The organism is Polaribacter sp. HaHaR_3_91 (assembly GCF_019278525.1).
Classification (GTDB): domain Bacteria; phylum Bacteroidota; class Bacteroidia; order Flavobacteriales; family Flavobacteriaceae; genus Polaribacter.
Window position 1 is genome coordinate 1,343,640 of the sequence record NZ_CP058986.1, and the last position, 23,457, is coordinate 1,367,096.

Consider the following 23,457-nt stretch of genomic DNA (forward strand, 5'->3'; position numbering starts at 1 on the left):
TTTATGAAGTTTACTAAAATTTTACCATACATCGGTGCTGTTGCAATTTTTGCTTTGGTATCAATTATCTATTTTCATCCTGTTTTAAAAGGTGAGAAGCTAAACCAATCTGATATTACTCAGTTTACCGGAATGGTAAAAGAGATTAATGATTTTAGAGCAGATAAAAACACAGAGCCTTATTGGACAGGTGCTTCTTTTAGTGGAATGCCGGCGTACCAAGTAAGTGCTTATTATCCGAATGATTTTGTAAGGGGAATAGACAGAATTTTACGCTTTTTGCCAAGACCTGCAGATTATACTTTCTTATATTTTTTAAGCTTCTTTGTTTTAATGATGGCTTTGAAAGTAAATTGGAGGTTGGCTATTTTTGGGTCGCTCGCCTTTGGGTTTTCAACCTATTTAATCATTATTTTTGGAGCAGGACATAATGCAAAAGCACATGCAATTGCTTATATGCCATTGATATTAGCTGGATTGTTATGGGTTTTTCAGAAACGATATATTCTTGGTTTTATGGTAACTGGAGTCGCAATGGCTTTAGAAATTTATACAAACCATCCTCAGATGACGTATTACCTAGGTTTTGCTTTAATTATTCTAGGAATTGTAGAGTTTATCCATGCTATTAAAGAAAAAATTATTCCGACTTTTATAAAACAAGTAGCTATAATTTTTGCAGCAGTTTTATTAGGTATTGGAGCAAATGCACCTCGTTTAATGGCTATGAAAGAATATGCAGATCATAGTACAAGAGGGAAATCTGAATTGACTATTACGCCAGATGGGAGTAAAAAAGAAGCTACAAAAGGCTTAGATAAAGCCTATATTACAGAATATAGTTACGCAAAATTAGAGACTTTTAATTTATTCATTCCTCGTTTTATGGGCGGAGGAACCATAGAAAAATTAGGGGAAGATTCTAATTTTTATCAAATTTTAGAAGAAAAAGCAGGAAGAAGTGCAGCAAAAGAATACTCTGAACAAGCGCTTACCTATTGGGGAAATCAAAATATTGTAGAAGCACCTGCTTATATTGGTGCTGTAATTTTCTTTCTATTTTTCTTAGGGATATTTTTGGTAAAAGGACGCTTGAAACAATGGTTGGTTACTGCAACCGTTTTTTCAATTTTAATGAGTTGGGGGAGAAACTTTGATGTTTTAACCAATTTCTTTATTGATTATTTTCCGTTGTACAATAAATTTAGAGCTGTTTCCTCGATACAAGTAATTGCAGAACTATGTGTGCCTATTTTAGGGATACTAGCATTAAAAGAATTCTTTTCGTCTAAGATTTCTTCGGATGAAAAACTAGATGGATTAAAAAAAGCAGTCTATGCTTTTGGAGGATTAATTGTTTTAGGGTTTTTATTAGCACACGGATTTTCAACTTTTGAAGGAATAAGAGATGCTCAATACAATCAGTTACCGGGTTTAGCAGATGCAATTATTTCTGATAGAAAATCGATGCTATTAACAGATACATTACGTTCTTTATTTTTAATGATACTTTCTGCAGGTGTTTTATGGATGTTGTTAAAGGATAAATTAAAACAAGGTGTTGCTATTTTAGCATTAACTGTCTTTTTGTTATTTGATTTAATTTCTGTGGATAAAAAGTACGTAAATGAAGATGATTTTCAATCTGCAAGAAAAATTGAGAAACCATTTATAGCATCAACAGCAGATAAAATTATTTTACAAGATAAAAGTCATTATAGAGTTGGTAATTTCACTGTAAACCCAATGAATGATGGTAGTACATCTTACTTTCATCAATCTATTGGAGGGTATCATGCAGCAAAATTAGGTCGTTATCAAGAGTTATTTGATTTTCAAATTGCCAAAAATAACATGCAAGTTTTAAACATGTTAAATACTAAATATTTTATTATTGGTAATGATAAAGGAGAGAAGCAATCGCAATTAAACCCAGATGCTAACGGAAATGCTTGGTTTGTAGAACGTGTAAAAATTGTAGATTCAGCGAATGAAGAAATTCAAGCTTTAGATTCTTTAAATACAAAGAAGGTGGCTGTTTTCTATAACGATGAAGACAATCAATCTACTTTTCCTAGAGAAATTGATAGTACTGCCAAAATAGAACTTTTAAATTACGATGTAACAACGTTAACATATCAAGCTAAAACATTGAAAGATCAGTTTGCTGTTTTTTCTGAAATCTATTATAAAGATGGTTGGAACGCTTATGTTGATGGAAAATTAACGCCGCATGTGCGTGTTAATTATGTGTTACGTGGAATGACAATTCCTGCAGGAGAGCATACGATCGAATTTAAGTTTGAACCTAAAGTAATTCAGCAAGGAAAAATTATTTCATTAGCTTCTTATGCGTTGTTAATTTTAATAACAGCTGGTTGGTTTTTTTACAAAAAGAAGAAAGAAAAATAATGAAAATAGGGATGATTTTAGATGCTCCTTTTCCGCCTGATCCAAGGGTAGAAAACGAAGCCGTTTCTTTGGTGAAAGCAGGTCATGATGTTTTTCTGTTCTGCTTAAAATATGCTGAAGAAAAATCGTCTGAAGTTATAAACGGAGTTCAGGTTAAAAGATTTACATCAAATAAACTAGAATATAAATTATCAGCTTTAGCGTATACCGTTCCTCTTTATGGCATTTTGATGAAAAAAAAGATTCATCAATTTATAGAAGAAACAAAAATTGATGCGTTACATATACATGACATTAGAATTGCAGAAGCTGTTTTTAATGCAAATAAATCTTTCAATTTACCGGTAGTTTTAGACTTACATGATAATATGCCAGAAGTGATGAAATTATATCCGCACCTGCAGAAATTTCCAGGAAAGTATATTATTTCACCATCAAAATGGAAAAAGAAAGAAAAGAAATTTATAAAAAAAGCAGATAAAGTAATTTCGGTTTCTCCTGAATTTTTAGAGAATCTAGTAGAAAGAATCCCCTCTGTTAAAGAAAAGTTAGTTTTAGTTCCGAATACCATTAGAGAATCGTTTTATACAGATTATAAAGTTGATAAAACGGTTGTAGCTAGGTACAAAGACAATTTTGTACTCTTGTATTTAGGAGATACTCATTTAAGAAGAGGCCTGCAAACGGCTATTGAGTCTCTAACTTCATTAAAAGAAACCATCCCAAATATTAAGTTGGTTATTGTAGGCAGAAATACTACAGATGTTGTTTTAAAACAACAAGTAGCTGACTTAAAATTAGAAGAATTTGTTGATTTTGAAGGTTGGCAAAATGTTGCTTTATTTCAATCTTATATTTTGTCTAGTGCTATTTGTATTTCGCCTTTGCATAGAAATTTACAACATGATGTAGCTTATGCAAATAAGATTTTTCAATATATGAGTTTGGCAAAACCACTTTTAGTGAGTGATGCTACGGCTCAAAAAAGAGTTGTAGAGAATAATAAAACAGGTTTAATTCATAAAGACAGAGATGTACAAGATTTTTCTGATAAAATTATAACGCTCTACAAGGATGAGAAATTAAGAAATGAATTAGGACAAAATGGAAAAGAGTTTATAGAAAATGAGTTCTCTTGGGAACAGACTTCAAAAAAACTGCTACATTTATACGATAATCTACCATCTTGAAAGTTTTAATAATTACATATTATTGGCCGCCTGCAGGAGGCTCTGGAGTGCAACGTTGGTTGAAATTTGTAAAATATTTACAAGAATTTGGAATAGAACCTATTGTATACACAGTTGATAATGTAAAGTATCCTAAGGAAGATAATACCTTAATTAATGAAGTCCCTAAAAATATAGAAGTTTTAAAACAAGCTATTTGGGAACCTACAGATATCCTTTTTTGGAAAAAGAATACACCTCAGAAAAGTGGAATTTCCAATGCAAGTAACGGAGGCGTTTTATCATTTATAAGAGGGAATTTTTTTATTCCAGATCCTAAAGTATTTTGGGTAAACTCTTCTGTAAAATACTTGCAAAAGTATTTAGATGCTAACAAGATTGATGCAATTATTTCTACCGGTCCGCCGCATAGTATGCATTTAATTGCTCAGAAATTACACGAACAAAATAATATTAAATGGCTTGCAGATTTTAGAGACCCTTGGTCGGATTTGTATTACAATAAAGATTTTAAGCAATTGTCTTTTGCGAAAAATCGAAATAAAAAATTAGAAGAAAAAGTTTTAAAAAATGCAGATTGCGTATTAACGGTTAGTAATGCTTTAAAAACCGAATTTGCTAAAAAAGCAGGTAGGGTAGAAGTGATTACCAATGGTTTTGATGATGAAGTTTTAACCAATAGCAACAGTACTTTAGATACGGAGTTTTCTATTTCCTACATCGGTTTGTTGCCAAAACAAAGCAATCCTAAGGTGTTATTTAACGTTTTAAAAGAACTTTGCTTACAAGATGAAGGTTTTAAGAAGGATTTAAAATTTAATTTTATTGGAGATATTTCTAATGAAGTAAAAGAAGAAATTTCTCAAAATAACTTAACAGAGAATTCTAATTTTGTTGGATATGTTGCGCATGAAAAAGCAATAGCATACCAGCAGAAAGCTCAGATTTTATTGTTATTAATTCCGAATGTAGAAAAATCAAAAGGAATTTTAACAGGGAAGTTATTTGAATATCTAACTGCTAAAAGACCCATTTTAGCGATTGGACCAGAAGATGGAGATTTATCTGAAATAGTGAAAGAAACCAATGCTGGTGTTGTAGTTGATTTTGATAATGGAAAAAAATTATCATTAGAAATATTAAAATTATATCATCAATATAAAAAAGGTTCTTTAGAAGTGAATTCTAAAAATATTGAGAGATTTCATAGAAAAGAACTGACCAAAGACCTTGCATTACTTCTTAAAAGTTTACATTCGTAGCCATGGGAGTTGTATTTAAACAGTCTTTAAAAAACACACTTTTTATTTATCTTGGCTTTGCCTTTGGCGGAATAAATACCTTGTTTTTATATACTCGTTTTTTAGAAGATGAATATTATGGTTTGGTAACTTTTCTGTTATCTACTTCTAATTTGTTAATGCCTTTAATTGCGTTAGGAATCCATCATACAATTGTAAAGTTTTATTCTAGCTATTTTACAAAAGAAGAGAGGGATAGTTTTTTATCGTCGGTACTTTTTTTACCACTATTTATTGCAATTCCTATAGCTTATTTTGGAAACTTATTCTATCAAGAAATAGGGGATTATTTATCCGTTGAAAATCCTATTATAAAAGATTATACTGTTGTTATTTACCTAGTAGCCGTTGCTTGTTCTTATTTTGAGATTTTTTATTCTTGGGCTAAAGTTCAATTTCAATCTGTTTTTGGTAATATTTTAAAGGAGCTGTATAACCGTGTAATGGTAATGATTTTGTTATTTGCAGTTTACTTTGAGTTGATAACAAAGCACGAGTTTATTTACTTCTTAACAGGGGCTTATTTTCTAAGAACGCTTATCATGATGTTTTATGCATTTAATTTATATACGCCAAAATTCACCTTTTCTAGACCAGATAATTTTAAGGAAGTAATTCGTTTTTCTGGGTATATTATTTTAGCAGGAAGTGCAGGAGCCATTATTTTAGATATTGATAAATTTATGATACCTGGTAAGGAGTCTTTGGTAATTGCAGCTTATTATTCTGTTGCCGTTTTTATTGGTTCTTTTATAGAAGCACCAAGTAGGGCAATGTTAAACATTTTACAGCCTTTAACATCTAAAACATTAAATGAAGAGAACCATAAAGAAGTTGCTTCATTATATAAAAAGAGTTCTATTAACCTTTTATTAATTAGCGGCCTTTTCTTTGTTTTAATAAATGCAAACGTTGGTCAATTATTTAATTTACTTCCTAAAGAATATGGAGGTGGTGCATTGGTGGTTCTTATGATTTCTGTACTGAAGCTATATAATGGTTTCTTAGGGAACAATGGAGCTATCATAAACAATTCTAAGTTTTATAAAATAACATTACCCATTAGTATTTCTATGGCATTATCGGTTTATCTTTTAAATAAACTTTTTTATTATGAATTAGATATGGGAACAGATGGCTTAGCGTTTGCAACTTTAATAGTAATCTTTTTAGCAAATACGTTTAAGTTATTTTTTGTAAAAAGTAAGTTTTCTATGACACCTTTTACAGACAAGTCGTTAAAAATGATTGTAATAATTACTGTTCTTTATTTAGCTTTTAATTTTTGGGATTTTACTATAAGTGACATTTATTTATGGAAGTTTCCTGTTCACCCTATTATAAATATTGCTTTAAAAAGTATTTTAATTACGGTTGTATATATACTTTTAGTACTTAAACTTAATATTTCTAATGAGTTTGATATACTCTTAAAAAAATACTACAAATAACAATCTATATAATCTGTTATCATATGAAATAAGAGTGCTATACAGAGTATTCTCGTTTTCTTAAAAACCAAACCTACTGCATAAAAGCCAATAGCTATGTAAGAATGCAATGGATGAAAGTTGATACTGCATCTATTCTCTTTAAAAATAGGAGTGGCTAATAAATGATCTAAATCGACCAACATAGAACACAAAAAGATTAAGTAAACCTTTTTCCAATTATCTTTAAAAAATAAATAGGCTATAAGTGCAGGTATTATAAAATGTAGGGAATAGTGTATTATAAATTTTGACATAAAAAAAGGTTTACTCCTTTTACAAAATAAACCTTTTTTTAGGGGTAGTAATTCTTTGGGGGAGCTTAGAATTCTTACACTGCTAAATTAGATATAATTTGTTTATTAATTCTTTACCTATGTTAATAGAATTATTTTGAATATATTTTTTTTCTAATTCGACTTAATTGCACAGCAGAAATATTTAAATATGATGCTATGTGGTATTGTGGTATAATGTTTTCTATATTAGGTATCTCTTTTTTTAATGCTTTATACCTTTCTGTTGCATCTAAAACGGATAAATTATATATTTTTTTTTCAAATAATAAAAAAATGCTTTCCAAAGCATTTGCATACATAACTGCAATGTCATTATCAACTAAAGCAAGTTCTTTCAATTTTTTATAATTTATAACAAATAATTCACAATCAGTTAAACATTGATAGGTTAACAAAGAGTTTTTATTAGAAACTAAAGCTCCAAATGAACCTGTAGAACTAAAAGGTACAAATAGACTTCTTATGTATTCTTTTCCGTTTTCATCTTCATAGTAAGATCTAACAATTCCTTTTTTTAAAATATATAAATCCGTAGGTTTATCACCTGTTTTAGTTAAAACATCTTTATTATTAAAAAATTTCAACTCTGTGAGCTCTAAAAATTTTTGATAAGATTCAGGAGGTAATTTGTGGAAATTATTAATAAAAAAGGATAAAACATTCATTAAATAAGCGTTTTAGTTAATAAGTTTAAATTTAATGCAATTAATTATAAATAGCTAATGGCATTTGGTCCTTCCATGAAGATTAAGTCTAAAATTGATAAATTAGGAATAAATCCATGTTTATCATCAAACATTTGAATGTAAGAATCGGGTGTTTTTTTTGGTTGATTTTTTACATTTACAAGTTCTCTAAAATCAGGTTCTGTAGTTTCTACAAGGTATTCTGCTGTTTTAGAATATTGTTGAGATATTTGTAATGCATCTGTAATAAACAAATGTGTGTCTATATTTACGTCTTGTAAAAATGTATATTTTTTATGAAATATTTTTAATAAATCATCTTCATAAAACTCGTAAAAAGGAGAGGTTCTATATGCTGTTTGTAAAGATTTTAAATGATGGTCTTGCCAAAGAGCATCATTATCTACCAGTAAATCTTTTGTTTTTTTACGCTGAGAAGTACCTTTATTTTTATCCTTAACAGGGATGTTTAATAACTGTTTTCCGTTAGAGTTAAAGATGTAACATCTGTTTCTATAGCTTTGTTTTTGGAAGTTGTCTTCCATTTCAAAAACAACAGCATCAGATTTTACAATCTCTGTATACTGAGAAATTGGGCCAAAATATGTAGGTATAAATAGAGACATTTTCTATAGGTTTTTAGATGCTTTTTTTAGTCGAAATCTGTTGTTATTTCAAACAGCTATTTAAAACTGAATACTATTTCTTAGCTTTTTTTCCTCTGTAAAAACTATATCCAAAATATAAACCAATTAATGCAAATACAAAATATCTATAAGAAACAGGCTCTCCGTCTCCATGTACAGTTGTAAACATTCTATCCCAACGAATAGATTTTATTTTCTCACCAAAAGATGCCGCATTTGCATCCCAGCTAAACCAAACCATTACGGGTTTCCCTAATACATGATCGAAAGGAGTGTAGCCATAATAACGTGCATCTAAAGAGTTGTGTCTGTTATCTCCCATCATCCAATAATAATCTTGTTTAAAGGTATAGGAATCTGCTTTTTTACCATTAATAAAAATATTATCTCCAACAATTTGTAAATCGTTGTTTTCATAATTTTTAATAATTTGCTCGTAATATGGTAAAGATTTGGCATCAATTTTTACAGTTGCTCCAGCTTTAGGAATGTAAATTGGTCCCATATTATCTTGACTCCATTGATTTTCTTTTATATGAGGAAAAATACCAACATCAGCTCTATAATTAACCTTTTTTACAGATACTGTAGAAGGGTGTTTTTTAAGTTGATTAAATTCGTCTTCGGTTAAATTAATATTTATCTTGTTAGCTACATTCGTCATTTTTAAACGACTTGCTAAATCTTGAGAAACACCACCTGCAACTTCTGTATATAAAGAATCTGAACCTATTTTAGATAAGTTAGCACTCTTTTCAAAAGCTTCTTGAACCTTTGGATTGTTCCAATATTCATTTAAAATTTTATAAACTCCTGTTCTTTCTTTATTGATTAAAAACTGTGGAAAATTGTTTCTGTCTATTGCAGACTTCGCTTCGTAAGTATAATAAAATTGAATTTTTGCTCTGTACGGTAATTTGTTTTTTTGTCCGTTTATATAAACGTAACCATCTTTAATTTCTAAAGAATCTCCTGCTATACCAACACTTCGTTTTACGTAGTTGGTTTTTTTATCTACCGGTTTGTAGGTGAATTTTCCAGAAGTATCTCCCCACATAGTTGCTAATGTATCTGCAGGCCAATTGAAACAAACAATATCGTTGTTTTTAATTTTCTGTAAACCAGGTAAACGTGTATATGGTAATTGCGGACTTTTTAAGTAAGAAGCAGTTCCTGTAAATGGTAAAGAATCATGTACCATTGGTGCTGCAATTACTGTAGATGGAACTCTAGCTCCGTAATGAAACTTACTTACAAAAAGATAATCTCCTACCAATAAAGATTTTTCTAAAGAAGAAGTTGGTATGGTAAAAGGTTGCATAAAATAGGTATGTACCAAAGTTGCCGCAATAATTGCAAAAGCAATAGAACTAACCCATTCACCTAGTTCAGAGCGTGGTTTTAAGCTTCTTTCTGCATTGTACTTTGCATCTGTTGCATAATTGATGTAAAAAATATACAAACCTAAAGTAACAATAACTAAAAACGAATCTAATTTTTTATAGAAACCAAAAGTTCTAATAGTTTCAATCCAAATAACAGGAAACATTAATAAGTTTACAATCGGAATAAATAATAAAATGATCCACCATTTAGGTCTCTTTATAATTTGCATTAAAATAATTCCGTTATAGATAGGCACTGCAGCTTCCCAAGCTTTTCTACCAGCTTTAACATATAATTTCCAAGTACCTAAAAAATGAATTACTTGTATTGCTAAAAAAAATATAAACCACTCTAAATAAGTCATAATTGTACTATTTGATTTCTGTTCGAGCGCAGTCGAGAACTTAATGTTTTATACTAAAAATATAAACCTCTCAACTGCGCTCGAGAGGATAAATGATACATTTATTAGTAGCTTTATTATTAGTTTGTTACAGGGTTTAACCTATGTTTAACACATCTTTCATAGAGAAAACTCCTTGTTTCCCTACAATCCATTCAGCTGCAACAACGGCACCTAAAGCAAAACCTTTTCTACTGTGTGCTGTGTGTTTTATTTCTATAGAATCTACTTCAGAATCGTACCAAACGGTGTGTGTTCCTGGAACTTCAGGAATTCTTTTTGCAACAATAGGAATATTTTCTTCGGATGTTTTTTCATCCAACTCCCAATTGTTTTTAGAAGAATTTTCTATAATTCCCTCTGCCAACGTAATGGCTGTTCCACTTGGAGCATCTAATTTTTTTGTATGATGAATTTCTTCCATAGAGATATTGTAATCCTCTAAAGAACTCATCATTTTTGCCAATTGCTTATTCAATTCAAAGAAGATATTTACTCCTAAACTAAAATTGGAAGCATAAATAAACGCGCTGTTTTTTTCTTTACAAAGAGCTACTGCATCCTCATATTTGTCTAACCATCCTGTTGTTCCAGAAATTACAGGAACGTTGTTATTAATACAGTTGGTAATATTATTATAAGCAGAAGAAGGTACGCTAAAATCAATGGCAACGTCAGCTAACGTAATGTCAATAACGTCATCTACGTCTTTTTTTATTACGATTTCATGTCCACGAGATAAAGCAATTTTTTCAATTTCTTTCCCCATTCTTCCATATCCTAATAGTGCAATCTTCATTTTAAAAATTATATTTAATTGTTAGACCTACTTTTGGAGCTTCAAAATAAGTAGGATCGTTAATAAAAGTAGGTTTAAATGATAAATCATCATCGGTATTAAATTGTAATAAATGTGCATTTACACTTGCTTCTACAATCTGTAAAACGTACAAAATAGCAGTGGTTAATAGAGACATGTCTCTATTTTCGCTTAACTGTTCTTGTGCTCTTTCTAGTGTTTCAAGAGAAAGAATCTCCACACCATCTACCGTAAATTCGTCTACTAAATTATTCTTTCTAAGTTTGTAGGCAGTTCTGTATCTATGGTATTCTTTATTATTGTCTAAATAATAGTAAATACTAGTACCCATAGCACCCCAAACAATGGGTGCTTTCCAATATTTCTTATTGTAAATTTGTCCCATTCCAGGAAATATAGCAGAATAAAATGCTGCTTTAGAAGGAGCTAAAGGATCGTAAACACCACCTTTTTCAATTTTAATATCTCCTTTTATTTTTAAATCTTTCACATTCACAGAATCTTTCTGCCCAAAAATAGATGCAGAAAAGAATGCAAGGAATAAAACAAATATGGTATTTTTAATAAACACTTATTTTAATAAGTTTTTTATTCGATTAAAATCTTCTTCAGAATGAAAAGGAATCGAAATTTTTCCTTTACCATTGTTACCAACAGTAACGTCTATTTTATGACCAAAGTATTCACTAATATCTTTAACACTACTTTTAATGAAACTTGGTACTGGTTTTTTCTTTGGTTTTGCAATGGTACCAGATTTTAAGCTTTTTACTAAATCTTCTGTTTGTCTTACAGATAATTTATCTCTTAAAATTTTCTCGTAAATAGCTAATTGATCTTCTGTATTTTCTACATTAATCATAGCACGACCATGCCCCATAGAAATAAAACCGTCTCGCATACCTGTTTGTAAAATTGGATCTAACTTTAACAAACGTAAGTAATTGGTTACTGTAGATCGTTTTTTACCAACTCTTGTACTTAATTCTTCTTGCGTTAATTGAATTTCATCTATTAAACGTTGGTAAGATAAAGCAACTTCTATTGGGTCTAAATTTTTACGCTGAATATTTTCTACCAAGGCCATTTCTAGCATTTCTTGGTCGTTGGCAAGTCTTATATATGCCGGTACTGTTTTGTTTCCAATTAATTTTGATGCTCTAAAACGACGCTCACCAGAAACCAATTGAAACTTATTTCCTTCTAGTTTTCTAACTGTGATTGGCTGAATTACACCTAATTCTTTTATAGAACTTGCTAATTCTCTTAATGCTTCTTCATCAAAATAAGTTCTAGGTTGAAAAGGATTTACATCAATTAAATCTAATTCTATTTCAATAATACTTCCAACAAGTTTGTCTGCATTTTTATCTGATGCAGAAATTACATTAGAAGATTCTTGCAATAAAGCTGATAACCCTCGTCCTAAAGCTTGTTTTTTGGTTGCTTTTGCCATTTTACGAATTCTTTTTTAATAATTCTTGCGCCAAATTTAAGTAATTTACGGCACCTTTACTAGTTGCATCGTATGCAATAATGCTTTCTCCGTAACTTGGTGCTTCTCCTAAACGTGTATTTCTTCTAATTATAGTATCAAAAACCATACTAGAAAAATGTTTTCTAACTTCATCAACTACTTGATTAGAAAGGCGTAAACGAGAATCGAACATGGTTAAAAGTAAGCCTTCTATATCTAAGTCAGAATTATGAATATTCTGTACACTTTTAATGGTATTTAATAATTTCCCTAACCCTTCTAAGGCAAAATATTCACACTGAATAGGAATTATTACAGAATCTGCAGCTACTAAAGAGTTTAACGTAATTAAACCTAATGACGGAGCACAATCTATTAAAATATAATCGTAATCGTCTTTTAGATCGACTAACGCTTTTTTTAACATATACTCTCTATCTTCCTTATCTACCAATTCTATTTCAATAGCTACTAAATCTATATGTGCAGGTATAATATCTACATTTGGAGACTCGGTTTTAACAATCGCATCTTTTGCATCAATGGAATGTTCTAAAACTTGATAGGTTCCATATTCTACAGTTTCAACATCAATACCTAAACCAGACGAAGCGTTTGCTTGCGGATCTGCATCAATCAACAAAACTTTTTTCTCTAAAACACCTAAAGAAGCAGCTAAATTTATGCTTGTAGTTGTTTTACCAACACCACCTTTTTGATTTGCAATAGCAATTATTTTACCCATTATAAAAGTTTAGTTTATAGGTAGTAAAATTACGTTTTTTTCTGTCTTTAGAAAATGAAAGATGTTAACAAAAAGATAAAAATGTAAGATACTGTATTTTAGTTTTTTGCGTTTGTTTTTGTTGACTTTTTAAACAAATTTAAGTAAAAAAAAACCGAAGCATAAACTTCGGTTTCTAACAGGTAATATTGTACTATTTCTTTGGAATGTTCTTTAAAATTTCAATTAAAAATTTCCAGAATTTTTGTGTTGATGAAATAGATGCTTTTTCGTCTGGAGAGTGCGCTCCTCTAATAGTTGGTCCAAAAGAAACCATATCCATTTCTGGGTAATTCTGACCTAAGATTCCACATTCTAAACCAGCGTGACAAGCTGCTACATCTGCTTTCTCACCATGTAAAGTTTCATATAAATTAGAAACTACGTCTAAAATTGCTGAGTTTACATTCGGTTGCCATCCTGGGTATTCACCAGATAAATCTACATCAAAACCAGATAATTCAAAAGCAGATTTTAAAGAATTTGCTAAATCTAATTTATTACTTTCTGATGATGATCGTGTTAAACATCCAATTTTTATGCTTCCATCTTTTACAATTACTCGAGCAATATTATTAGAGGTTTCTACCAATCCTTTAATATTCGGACTCATTCTATAGACTCCGTTATGAGCAGCGTAAATAGACTTTAATAAACCTTCCTGAACGCCTAATTCCATGACTTTATTTGGAAGTGTAGATTCTTGAATATCAACTGTTAAGTTGGGTTCTATTGTTGAAAACTCTTCTTTTATATTGTTGATAAGTAAATTGGTTTCTAAAAGAAAAGCTTCTTTAGAAATGATGTCTACAGTTACAATTGCAGTACTTTCTCTAGGAATTGCGTTACGTAAACTACCTCCATTTATTTCAGAAATTTGTAAACCAAAATTGGTGAAACCATCAAATAATAAACGGTTCATAATTTTGTTTGCGTTTCCTAATTCTTTAATAATATCCATTCCAGAATGTCCACCATTTAAACCTTTTACAGTAATTGAATAAGCGGTAGCATTTTCAGAAACATCTTCTTCAGCATAACTTCTTGTAGCAGTAACATCTACGCCACCGGCGCAGCCCATGCCAATTTCATCATCTTCTTCTGTGTCTAAATTTAAAAGAATTTCTCCTTCTAAAATCCCGCCTTCAAGTCCCATTGCACCAGTCATACCAGTTTCTTCATCAATCGTAAAAAGTGCTTCTAGGTTTGGGTGTTCAAGATCATCAGAAGAAAAAATAGCCATAATAGCGGCAACTCCTAAACCGTTATCTGCACCTAATGTTGTTCCGTCTGCAGTAACCCAATCACCTTCAATTAGCATTTTAATACCTTCCTTATCAAAATCGAAAACAGTAGCTGAGTTTTTTTGATGAACCATATCTAAATGGCTCTGTAAAACAACAGTTTTTCTATCTTCTAAACCTTTTGTAGCTGGTTTTTTAATAATGACATTTCCAACTTTATCTACAAAAGTTTCTAAGTTTAATTTTTTACCAAAATCTACCATGAACTGAATTACACGTTCTTCTTTTTTAGAAGGACGAGGCACTGCATTTAAATCTGCAAAGTGATTCCAAACAATTTTAGGTTCTAAATTTCTTACTGCTTTACTCATTTTCTTGATTTTTATTATGAATTTTTAAAGGCATTTTAAAGTCTTTAAAAAGTTTAATTCTAGCTAGTAAATTTACAATATTTCTACTACAGTTTCTGTTAAGTCTTTTCTAACTTTTGTTAAATCTTTCATGTAGCAATCGTCGGCTCTAAAACCAACAGGAAGTACTAATACTGATTGTAAATTTTGAGCGGTTAAATTAAGGATTTCGTCGTATTTATTAGGAATAAAGCCTTCCATTGGGCAGGCATCTATTCTTTCTACTGCGCAAACGGTCATTAAATTACCAAGTGCAATATATGCTTGGTTTTTATTCCATACGGTTAATTCTTCTTGTGTTTTTTTTTCAATATCTGCAGTTAGAAATTCTTTAAAAGGTTTTATAATTTCATTAGGAGTCTTTCTAATTTTTTGAACTAATGTAAAGTAGTTTTCTACTTCTACACTTGTATAGTTTTTAGGAATGCAAATAACCAAAACATGAGAAGCATCTAATATTTGTGCTTGGTTCCAAGAATGTGAAACTAGTTCTTTTTGAACTTCTTTATTTTTAATTACAATCAACTTTAAAGGCTGCAGTCCGTATGAACTTGCTGTTAAGTTAAAAGCTTCTTTTAAGGTGTTTATTTGAACTTCTGAAAGTTGCTTTTCTGAATCAAACTTTTTAACGGCATAACGCCATTTTAAACTATCTATAATATTCATTTATCTTAATTAGGCTGCAAAAATAAGTCATTATTTTTGATGAATTCTGTTCATGTGATTATAAATATTGATAAAGGTATAAATGATTTTTTGTATCTTGATAGCAAAAAAAAAGACTATGAATGAGGATTTTCTTCATTATGTATGGAAATATCAATTGTTTTCTGTTCACGATTTAAAAACAACTACTAACGAAGACGTTTCTATTTTAAAAGTTGGAATCCATAATTATAACTCAGGTCCTGATTTTTTAAATGCGCAACTTAAAATTGATGACCAATTGTGGGCGGGCAATGTAGAAATTCATTTAAAATCGTCTGATTGGTATGTACATCATCATGAAATTGATGAAAATTATGATGCCGTTATTTTACATGTTGTTTGGGAAGATGATGCAACTGTTTTTATGAAAAATAACAAGCCTTTACCTGTTTTGGTTTTAAAAGATTTTGTGCTTGCTTCTGCTTTACATAATTATCGGAATTTATTTTCGACTAAACAAAATTGGGTTTCTTGTGAAAAAGAAATTAGTACTGTAGATGATTTTACTTTGGATAATTGGAAAGAACGATTATTTTTTGAGCGTTTAGAACGAAAATCGATTGAAATGAATAAAGTTTTGTTGGACAATCAAAACGATTTTGAAGCAGTTCTATTTCAGTTATTAGCCAAAAACTTTGGATTGAAAGTAAATGGTGATGTCTTTTTTAATTTGGCAACTTCTTTCGATTTTTCAACTCTTAGAAAAGTAAGGTTTGATGAAACTCAATTAGCTGCTTTGTTATTTGGACAAGCAGGGTTTTTAGAGGAGGTTGTTGATAGCGAATATCATCAGCAATTAAAAACAAGCTACAATTATTTGCAGCATAAATATAACTTAGAACCGATAGGAAAAGTGCAGTTTTCATTTTTTAGAATGCGACCACCTAATTTCCCAACCATTCGTATTGCTCAATTAATTGCTTTATATCATTGCCATCAAAATTTATTTTCTAAAATGATGCAAATAGAAACCTTAAAAGAATTTTATAATTTGTTTGAGATTGATGTACATCCGTTTTGGAAAACACATTATACATTTGAAACCGCTTCAAAATTATCTCCTAAAAAGTTGACAAAATCCTTTGTAGATTTATTATTGATCAACACCATTATTCCACTAAAGTTTTCATATCAAAAAAATAGGGGAGAAGTGAATGAAATGGAATTTTTAAAGATTCTAAAAAAAATAAAACCAGAAAAAAATAGTATTATTTCTAAGTTTGATGAAATTGGAGTTCAATCTAAAAATGCTTATGAAACACAGTCTTTATTAGAGCTTAAAAACAACTATTGCGCAAAGAAACGATGTTTACAGTGCGCAATAGGAGTTCGGTTGTTAAGCGAAAAATAATGTTATTTCTTAGGATTTAAGATTTCATTAATTTTAGCATAACAATCTTTATAATGATATTTTGTAATTGTGTTAACAGCTCTTTTACTTGCTGTGTTTACTTGGTATTTTAAAGCTTCTAATTCTCCTCTTACAATAGAAGAGATGTCGTTATTTTTAGACTCTTCATTATCCATTAAATTCTTCATTTTATCAATATATGATTTTTGAAGAGTTCTTCTTTGTAAGTCAACGTTTTTAGTTGCATTGGTTTCAGAAAAAACACCTTTTCTTAAATCTTTAATCATGTCTGATGCTGCATAAAATTCATCTTGAATTACTTCTGCTTCTATCATTCTATTTAAAGTTTGGTAATTTAATAAAGTGCTTAAAAACCTATTTTGATAACCTGCAAGTTTGTCTGTATAACCAGTTTCTTCAATCTTGTTTAAAATATTTTTATCTAGTAACCAATTTTGCGTTTTAAAAACATTTGCTTGTAACCAAGCCATTGATTCTTTTTGCTTTGCTTTTGTAACAGGAACATAAATATCACCAGTTTGAGATGGTTTTTTATTAAACTCGTAAACACCACCAATATTACCAACAACATGTCCAGAATATCTTCCCCAAACGCTTAATAACTCTCCGTATAATTCACCTAAATCTTCGTAATTGTTTGTTTGATCTGATGTCCAACTTGGAAGATTTTTAGCTACAATTTTTAAGTTTTTAACTCCATAAGTACTTGCTTTTACCTGGTCATTTCCAATTCCTTCAGTTTGTGCAGAAGGATCAAAACGTTGTCCACCAAATCTATAAATTGGGTTATCTGCTTTATCTTCAATCCATTTATCTAAAGTTTTTACTTCGTCTTCAGGAGTATTTGCATTTGGCACAACTCTATATCCCCAATTAATTGCATAATGATCATAAGGGCCTAATTGTCTAACAAATCTTACATCCTTATCACCAGGTTGTGCTACGTAATTGTAACGAGCATAATCCATAATGGTTGCTGCAATTCCGTTTTTCTGAGTAAAACTTCCAGAACGTAAAGAATCTACAGGATAGGCATAACTTGCAGCCATATTATGTGGTAAACCTAAAGCATGACCAACTTCGTGAGAAATTACCATACGCATCATTTCTCCAATATCTTCTGCAGGCGTGTCTAAGGTTCTTGCAGACGGATTTGCTGCTCCGGTTTCTAATAAATATCTATTTCTGTAAGAACGTAAATGGTTGTGATACCAAATAATATCACTTTCTAGTATCTCTCCAGAACGAGGGTCTGAAACACTTGGTCCTGTTGCGTTTCTTGTGGTACTTGCTACATATCTAATAGAAGAATAACGAACATCTTCCATACTAAAGTCTGGGTCTTCTTCTTTTGTAGGTGGCATTTTTGCCATAATTGCATTTTTAAAACCAGCAGTTTCAAAAACTTTAGCCCAATCATCAACACCTTGTTTTATGTCTTTTCTTAGTTTTTCTGGCGTTGCAGGATCTAAGTAATACACAATTGGTTTAATTGGCTCAACTAATTCTCCGCGATTATACGCTTCAACATCTTTTGGTTCTAGTCTCCAACGTCTAATATATCTTTTGCTATCAGCTTTTAAAGCTTCTGAACTATAATCTACATTTCCAATAGAAAAATAACCAACTCTTTTGTCAGATATTCTTGGCATCATTGGTTCTTCTGGTAATAAAATCATAGATTGATTAACATGTAAAGTAATTGTGTTTGTACTTCTGTTACTTGGTGGTTCATCTGCTTCAAAAGTAAAATTTTGTACTACTTCTATGTTTTCTGGAAAACTCTTAATACTATTGATAAAGCTTCTAGTAGCATCTAACCTTTTTACTTTGTAGGTTTTTCTAAATCTTGATGATAAACCAGAGATAGCTTTTACATCCGAAGAAAAGAATTTTGTAACATCAACTAACACAGTTGTTGAATCTGTGTTTTGTGTTTTAATATCGAAAGAATAAATAATAGGTTCTAAGTTGTTCGATTTTACAGATTTAAAAATTGGTAAAGAATCATTTGCTATGGCATCATAAGATTTTACTTTTAATAAAATTTTATTTTTATAATGTTCCCAAACCACTACTTGGGTGTTAATTTTAGAACCAGCATTTACGTAACCACCGCCTAAACCAGCAGGTATGTCTTTTAGTCTAGTAACTAATAACATTTCTTTACCTAAGTAAGATTTGGGAATTTCGTAAATAAATTCATCTTTATTAGTATGTACTTTAAATAATCCATCATCAGTTTTTGTGTCTTTGTTTACAAAATCTGAATATTTTGGGAGTTTTGCTTTGCTCGTTTTAGCTTCTGAATTTTCTTTCTTTTTATCTTTTGATTTTCGTTGAGCTTCAAGAGAATTAGAAATTGTAAAAATAGAAAGTAATAATAAGAGTAGTGTTTTTTTCATATTAGAGTTTAATGATGTGTAAGGCACTAAATTACTTAAATGTGCTTGTTATTTTCTTAACGTTTTCTTATAATTATGTTAAAAAAAAGCTCAAAAAAATAGTTTTTTTGAGCTTAATAGAATTTATGTATTGTGTTTTTTAATACAAACTTTTATGTTTATTAGGATTTGCTTCATTCATAATTTCATAGATTTTCTCGTAAATATCCTCTGCAGATGGTTTTGAAAAATAATCTCCGTCTGTACCGTATGCTGTTCTGTGTTCTTTAGCAGTTAAAGTTGCAGGTTTGCTATCTAAAAACATATAACCATTTTGTTTTTCTACGATTTCTTGTAGAAGATAAGCAGAAGCTCCACCAGGTAAATCTTCATCAACGATTAATAATTTATTCGTTTTCTCTAAGCTTTTTACACAATCATGATGCAAGTCGAAAGGTAGTAAGCTTTGTGCATCTATAATTTCTATGTTAATATCTGCTTGCAGTAATTCTTTAGCTACTTCTTCTACAATTCTTAAGGTAGATCCGTAAGAAACAACCGTTAAATCTGTTCCTTCTTTCACTATTTCTACAACACCTATTTGTGTTTTGTATTCACCTAAATTTACAGGCAATTCTTCTTTTAATCGGTAACCGTTTAAACATTCTATTACTAATGCAGGCTCATCACCTTCTAGTAAAGTATTGTAAAAACCAGCTGCTTTTGTCATGTTTCTAGGCACTAAAACATGAATTCCTCTAACATTATTTATAATTCCGCCCATTGGAGAGCCTGCGTGCCAAATACCTTCTAGTCTGTGACCACGAGTTCTAATAATTAAGGGGGCTTTTTGTTTACCGAAAGTTCTGTAATGTAGTGTTGCTAAATCGTCGCTCATTATTTGTAAAGCGTACAATAAATAATCTAGATATTGTATTTCTGCAATAGGGCGCAGGCCACGCATTGCTAAACCAATACCTTGTCCTATAATTGTTGCTTCTCTAATACCTGTATCTGCAACTCTTATTTCACCATATTTTTCTTGAAGCCCTTCCAATCCTTGGTTTACATCACCAATAAAACCAGCATCTTCTCCAAAAATAATTACTTCTGGATGTTTTTTAAGAATAGCATCAAAATTATCTCTCATAATTATCCGTGCATCTACTAATGTTTTACTATCAGAATATACAGGTTTCTTTTCAGGAACGTTTAATGCACTAAGGCTTGATTCACTATATAAATATGAAGAAAATTTTTCAGAGGCACTTTTTAAAGCGTTTTTTATAAAATTTTGAAGTAATATTTTTTCTGCAAAATTTTCATCACTTAAATATCGTAGTGTTTTTCTAGTAGCAGATAAAACATCTTTTCTACTAGGTTCTACAATCGAAATTAAATCTTTTTTATGTTTGTTGATAAAGCTACTGTTTTTACTTTTTTCAGCAACTTTGTCTAATAATTGACAGGCAGTGTTTACTTCTGTTTTTATTTCATTAATAAAAGTATTCCAAGCATTTCTTTTTGCACTTAAAACTTCTTTTTTTGCTTCTTTTTCTAAAATAATAAGATCTTCTTCAGATTCTACAAAGCGTAAAGTTTCTCCTGATTCAGTTTCTAATTCGAAGTCTAAAATCCAGTTTCGCATTTTTGTAATGCAATCGTGTTCTTTCTCCCAATTTAGTCTTTTCTTACCTTTATATCTTTCGTGAGATCCAGAAGTAGAATGACCTTGTGGTTGCGTTAATTCTTTTACGTGAATTAAAACAGGTACGTGTTCTTCTCTGGCAATTTTTGCCGCTTTATTATATGTGTCTACTAATTGTACATAATCCCAACCGTTTACCACAAATATTTCGTAACCAGCTTTGTTATGTTCTCTCTGAAATCCTTTTAAAATTTCTGATATGCTTTCTTTTGTAGTTTGATGTTTCGCGTGTACAGAAATTCCGTATTCATCATCCCAAACACTCATTAGCATAGGTACTTGTAAAACACCAGCTGCGTTTATGGTTTCAAAAAATAAACCTTCACTAGTACTAGCATTACCAATAGTACCCCAAGCAACTTCATTTCCGTTTGTAGAAAATTTAGATTTATGTTGTACGCTTTTTTCTGTTCTGTATATTTTAGAAGCTTGTGCTAAACCTAATAAACGGGGCATTTGGCCTGCTGTAGGTGAAATATCTGCACTAGAGTTGTATTGTTTTGTTAGGTCTTTCCAGCTGCCATCTTCATTTAAACTGTGTGTTGTAAAATGACCACCCATTTGTCTACCAGCGGACATAGGTTCTGCTTTTATATCTGTGTGTGCGTATAAACCTGCAAAGAATTGTTGTGGAGTTAACTCTCCGATAGCCATCATAAAAGTTTGGTCTCTGTAATAACCAGATCTAAAATCTCCTAACTTAAATGCCTTAGCCATTGCTAGTTGCGGAACTTCTTTTCCGTCACCAAAAATACCGAATTTAGCCTTACCTGTTAAAACTTCTCTACGACCTAATAAACTGCACTCTCTACTAATTTTAGCTATTTTATAATCATTTAAAACTTCTGTTTTAAAGTCTTGAAAAGATAGTTTTTGTTTATTATCTATAGGTGTTTCTTGCAACATTTTTATGAGCTTTTTAATGTATCACAAAGATAGTTTTTTTAGTTGATAATTAAAAACTTATATATTTATTAAGAATATGGTAATTTTTTTTGCTGATTTTTAGTTTTTATTGGGTTTTGTTTAATAAAAAAGAGATATTGTTTTCACAATACCCCTTTTTTTGTATAAACTGTTATTTGGTTAGAATAATCTGCTGCATAAATCTCCGGGAGCTTCAAAGTCACCAATAATAATGTTGTCTGAGTTAAATGTATAATCATATTCATAAGAATTACCTCCAAAATATACTTTGTATTTTTGGGACACTCCTATATGTGCGTTATAGATGTAGCCTTTTCCAGCATAAGTGTATCCAACCCATCTCCAGTATGTATAAGTTCTACCATAGTAAGTGTAGCTTTCTTGTCTGTATAAGTATAAAAAAGGATTTAATACTTTGTCTCCACATTTGGCTTGAAATTGTATGTTGATATTTCTTACGTCCGGCTTCGGAGGAATGGAATTAGAAAATGTAGAACCATCTATATTTATAGTGTTATTACTACAACCATCAAAAGTATCTGAAGTATATAATAAAACTCTATTGCTGTCATATCTACTACCAGAATATAATTTAATTTTTAGGTTTTGGTTAGGTGTTCTGTAATATCCATTAGAATTATCTTTAGTTTTAGATATCTGTATATCCCTATTAGCGATAACTTGACCATTATGTGCATAAACTAGGTCGTAGCTTAAGTTATTGAAATTATCAGAAAGACTTGGTGTTTTCGGGATTGATACTGTTAGTTTTCTGTAATAATCACATCCTCTATAATAGTAGTCTAAGTTATACCAAGATAAATGAGTTGTTGTAAAAGCTACGTTGTAGTTCCCGGAAGTATTCATGGTTACAGTTCCTGTTTTGTGAAAGCCCCATTGACCATCTTCTCCGTATGACCAAATTGGAATTAAATCACCTTCACTTATATTATCTCCAGTTTCAGGATTTATGTAATTATTTGGAATCTCAATACCTACGCTAATTGGCTTAGAAAAGTTTTTAACTTCTTTACCATCTACAAACATATCAATAGAGGTAAAACCTGCTGTGATAAAAGCAACATCTTCAGTTTCTTCTCCGGTTTCGTCAATAACACTTAGTGGAGTTAAACCTCCAGGGAAAGATGCTATAGCTTCGGGTGTATCTAAACTAAAGTGAGCAATTTCACTTTTTAAGTTAGCTCCAGAGATGTTGTTTCCATTTGCATCTTGAAAAATAGTACCAGATTCAATTGTGATTTCTGTATTTGTTGTTGCTTTTGTTTTTGGTGTTGTAATGATGTAGTTTTCAGAAATTGAGTTGTTAGAAAGTGTTTTAGTGGTTTCAATGAAATCAACTCCTTGTACAGTATTTAATTTGTTTACTATGTTTATAGATTTAGTAACTAAAGTGTCATTTGCAGCTATAATAACAGGTATAGTGGTTGTTAGATAGTTATCGCCTTTAATTTTTAGTAAAACTTTTAAATCTTCAGAACTAGAAAAGTTAGGGTTTACTGCTAAAGATATATTTCCGTCAATTACTTTTAAGTTAGAAATTTTTTCTCCAGAATTTGTTACAAATTTATCAGCATCATCTCCAATAAGTTCTACAGTTAATTTATTTGGGCCCTCAATACTTTCAGGGTTTACAATATCTAAAACACTAATAAGTGCTTCTTGTTTTAATATATTGTTGGATATTTGAATATCAACATCGTCTGTTATTCCTTTAAAATCACAACTTATAACAAGTAGCGTCATAAATGCGAGCGCAATTAATGCATGTAGTTTCTTTAGTTTTTTCAT

General features: G+C 30.5%; 18 protein-coding genes. 5 read left to right on the forward strand and 13 right to left on the reverse strand.

Annotation, left to right across the window (positions count from 1 at the left end):
* Window positions 1-3 precede the first annotated feature (3 nt).
* From H0I27_RS05565 to H0I27_RS05580, 4 genes are read left to right on the forward strand one after another with little or no spacing between them, the layout of a single operon-like run.
* Window positions 4-2,412 carry a YfhO family protein gene (locus H0I27_RS05565; RefSeq protein WP_218732881.1) on the forward strand — a complete coding sequence of 803 codons (2,409 nt, stop codon included), beginning with the start codon at window positions 4-6 and terminating at the stop codon, window positions 2,410-2,412.
* Window positions 2,379-3,602: a glycosyltransferase family 4 protein gene (locus tag H0I27_RS05570; protein ID WP_254713147.1), complete on the forward strand. Its 1,224-nt coding sequence runs from the start codon at window positions 2,379-2,381 to the stop codon at window positions 3,600-3,602. Before H0I27_RS05565 ends, H0I27_RS05570 begins: the two co-directional genes overlap by 34 nt.
* Window positions 3,599-4,864, forward strand: a complete 1,266-nt coding sequence (locus H0I27_RS05575; protein ID WP_218732882.1) for a glycosyltransferase family 4 protein — start codon at window positions 3,599-3,601, stop codon at window positions 4,862-4,864. The genes H0I27_RS05570 and H0I27_RS05575 overlap by 4 nt, the downstream gene beginning before the upstream one ends.
* A gap of 2 nt (window positions 4,865-4,866) precedes the next feature.
* The gene (locus tag H0I27_RS05580) at window positions 4,867-6,354 is read left to right on the forward strand and encodes a lipopolysaccharide biosynthesis protein (protein WP_218732883.1); all 1,488 of its coding nucleotides are present in this window, start codon (window positions 4,867-4,869) and stop codon (window positions 6,352-6,354) included.
* Here the strand turns inward: H0I27_RS05580 and H0I27_RS17615 are convergent.
* The 10 genes from H0I27_RS17615 to H0I27_RS05625 all read right to left on the reverse strand — a co-directional run bounded on the left by H0I27_RS17615 (window position 6,345) and on the right by H0I27_RS05625 (window position 15,215).
* Window positions 6,345-6,650, reverse strand: a complete 306-nt coding sequence (locus H0I27_RS17615) for a DUF6122 family protein (RefSeq protein ID WP_218752453.1) — start codon at window positions 6,648-6,650, stop codon at window positions 6,345-6,347. The two genes, H0I27_RS05580 and H0I27_RS17615, sit on opposite strands and share 10 nt — an antisense overlap.
* 131 nt (window positions 6,651-6,781) lie before the next feature.
* Window positions 6,782-7,357 (reverse strand): Crp/Fnr family transcriptional regulator, encoded by a 576-nt coding sequence (locus H0I27_RS05585; protein WP_218732884.1) that lies wholly within the window; start codon window positions 7,355-7,357, stop codon window positions 6,782-6,784.
* A 44-nt stretch (window positions 7,358-7,401) separates the two neighbouring features.
* A complete protein-coding gene (locus H0I27_RS05590; RefSeq protein ID WP_218732885.1) occupies window positions 7,402-8,004 on the reverse strand; it encodes a WbqC family protein in 603 nt (200 codons plus the stop codon).
* Between the two features lie 73 nt (window positions 8,005-8,077).
* Window positions 8,078-9,775: a signal peptidase I gene (gene lepB, locus H0I27_RS05595; protein ID WP_218732886.1), complete on the reverse strand. Its 1,698-nt coding sequence runs from the start codon at window positions 9,773-9,775 to the stop codon at window positions 8,078-8,080.
* A 136-nt stretch (window positions 9,776-9,911) separates the two neighbouring features.
* Entirely contained in the window at window positions 9,912-10,613 is a 702-nt protein-coding gene (gene dapB, locus H0I27_RS05600; protein ID WP_218732887.1) for a 4-hydroxy-tetrahydrodipicolinate reductase, read from the reverse strand.
* A gap of 1 nt (window position 10,614) precedes the next feature.
* A complete protein-coding gene (locus H0I27_RS05605) occupies window positions 10,615-11,205 on the reverse strand; it encodes a DUF5683 domain-containing protein (protein ID WP_218732888.1) in 591 nt (196 codons plus the stop codon).
* Window positions 11,206-12,090 (reverse strand): ParB/RepB/Spo0J family partition protein, encoded by an 885-nt coding sequence (locus tag H0I27_RS05610; RefSeq protein WP_208888696.1) that lies wholly within the window; start codon window positions 12,088-12,090, stop codon window positions 11,206-11,208. It lies immediately after the preceding gene.
* Window position 12,091: 1 nt separating this feature from the next.
* Entirely contained in the window at window positions 12,092-12,856 is a 765-nt protein-coding gene (locus H0I27_RS05615; RefSeq protein ID WP_165732805.1) for a ParA family protein, read from the reverse strand.
* Between the two features lie 193 nt (window positions 12,857-13,049).
* Window positions 13,050-14,510, reverse strand: coding sequence for an aminoacyl-histidine dipeptidase (locus H0I27_RS05620; RefSeq protein WP_218732889.1), 1,461 nt, complete (start codon window positions 14,508-14,510; stop codon window positions 13,050-13,052).
* A gap of 72 nt (window positions 14,511-14,582) precedes the next feature.
* Window positions 14,583-15,215, reverse strand: a complete 633-nt coding sequence (locus H0I27_RS05625; protein ID WP_218732890.1) for an NAD(P)H-dependent oxidoreductase — start codon at window positions 15,213-15,215, stop codon at window positions 14,583-14,585.
* A gap of 118 nt (window positions 15,216-15,333) precedes the next feature.
* Between H0I27_RS05625 and H0I27_RS05630 the strand changes: the two genes are divergently transcribed.
* On the forward strand, window positions 15,334-16,608 hold the full coding sequence (locus tag H0I27_RS05630) for a DUF2851 family protein (RefSeq protein WP_218732891.1): 1,275 nt from the start codon (window positions 15,334-15,336) through the stop codon (window positions 16,606-16,608).
* Window positions 16,609-16,610: 2 nt separating this feature from the next.
* Here the strand turns inward: H0I27_RS05630 and H0I27_RS05635 are convergent, their stop codons facing one another.
* From H0I27_RS05635 to H0I27_RS05645, 3 genes are all read right to left on the reverse strand, one after another.
* On the reverse strand, window positions 16,611-19,034 hold the full coding sequence (locus tag H0I27_RS05635; protein WP_218732892.1) for a zinc-dependent metalloprotease: 2,424 nt from the start codon (window positions 19,032-19,034) through the stop codon (window positions 16,611-16,613).
* Window positions 19,035-19,173: 139 nt separating this feature from the next.
* Entirely contained in the window at window positions 19,174-21,627 is a 2,454-nt protein-coding gene (locus tag H0I27_RS05640) for a thiamine pyrophosphate-dependent enzyme (protein WP_218732893.1), read from the reverse strand.
* A 180-nt stretch (window positions 21,628-21,807) separates the two neighbouring features.
* Complete coding sequence (locus H0I27_RS05645; protein ID WP_218732894.1) at window positions 21,808-23,457, reverse strand: hypothetical protein; 1,650 nt, start codon at window positions 23,455-23,457, stop codon at window positions 21,808-21,810.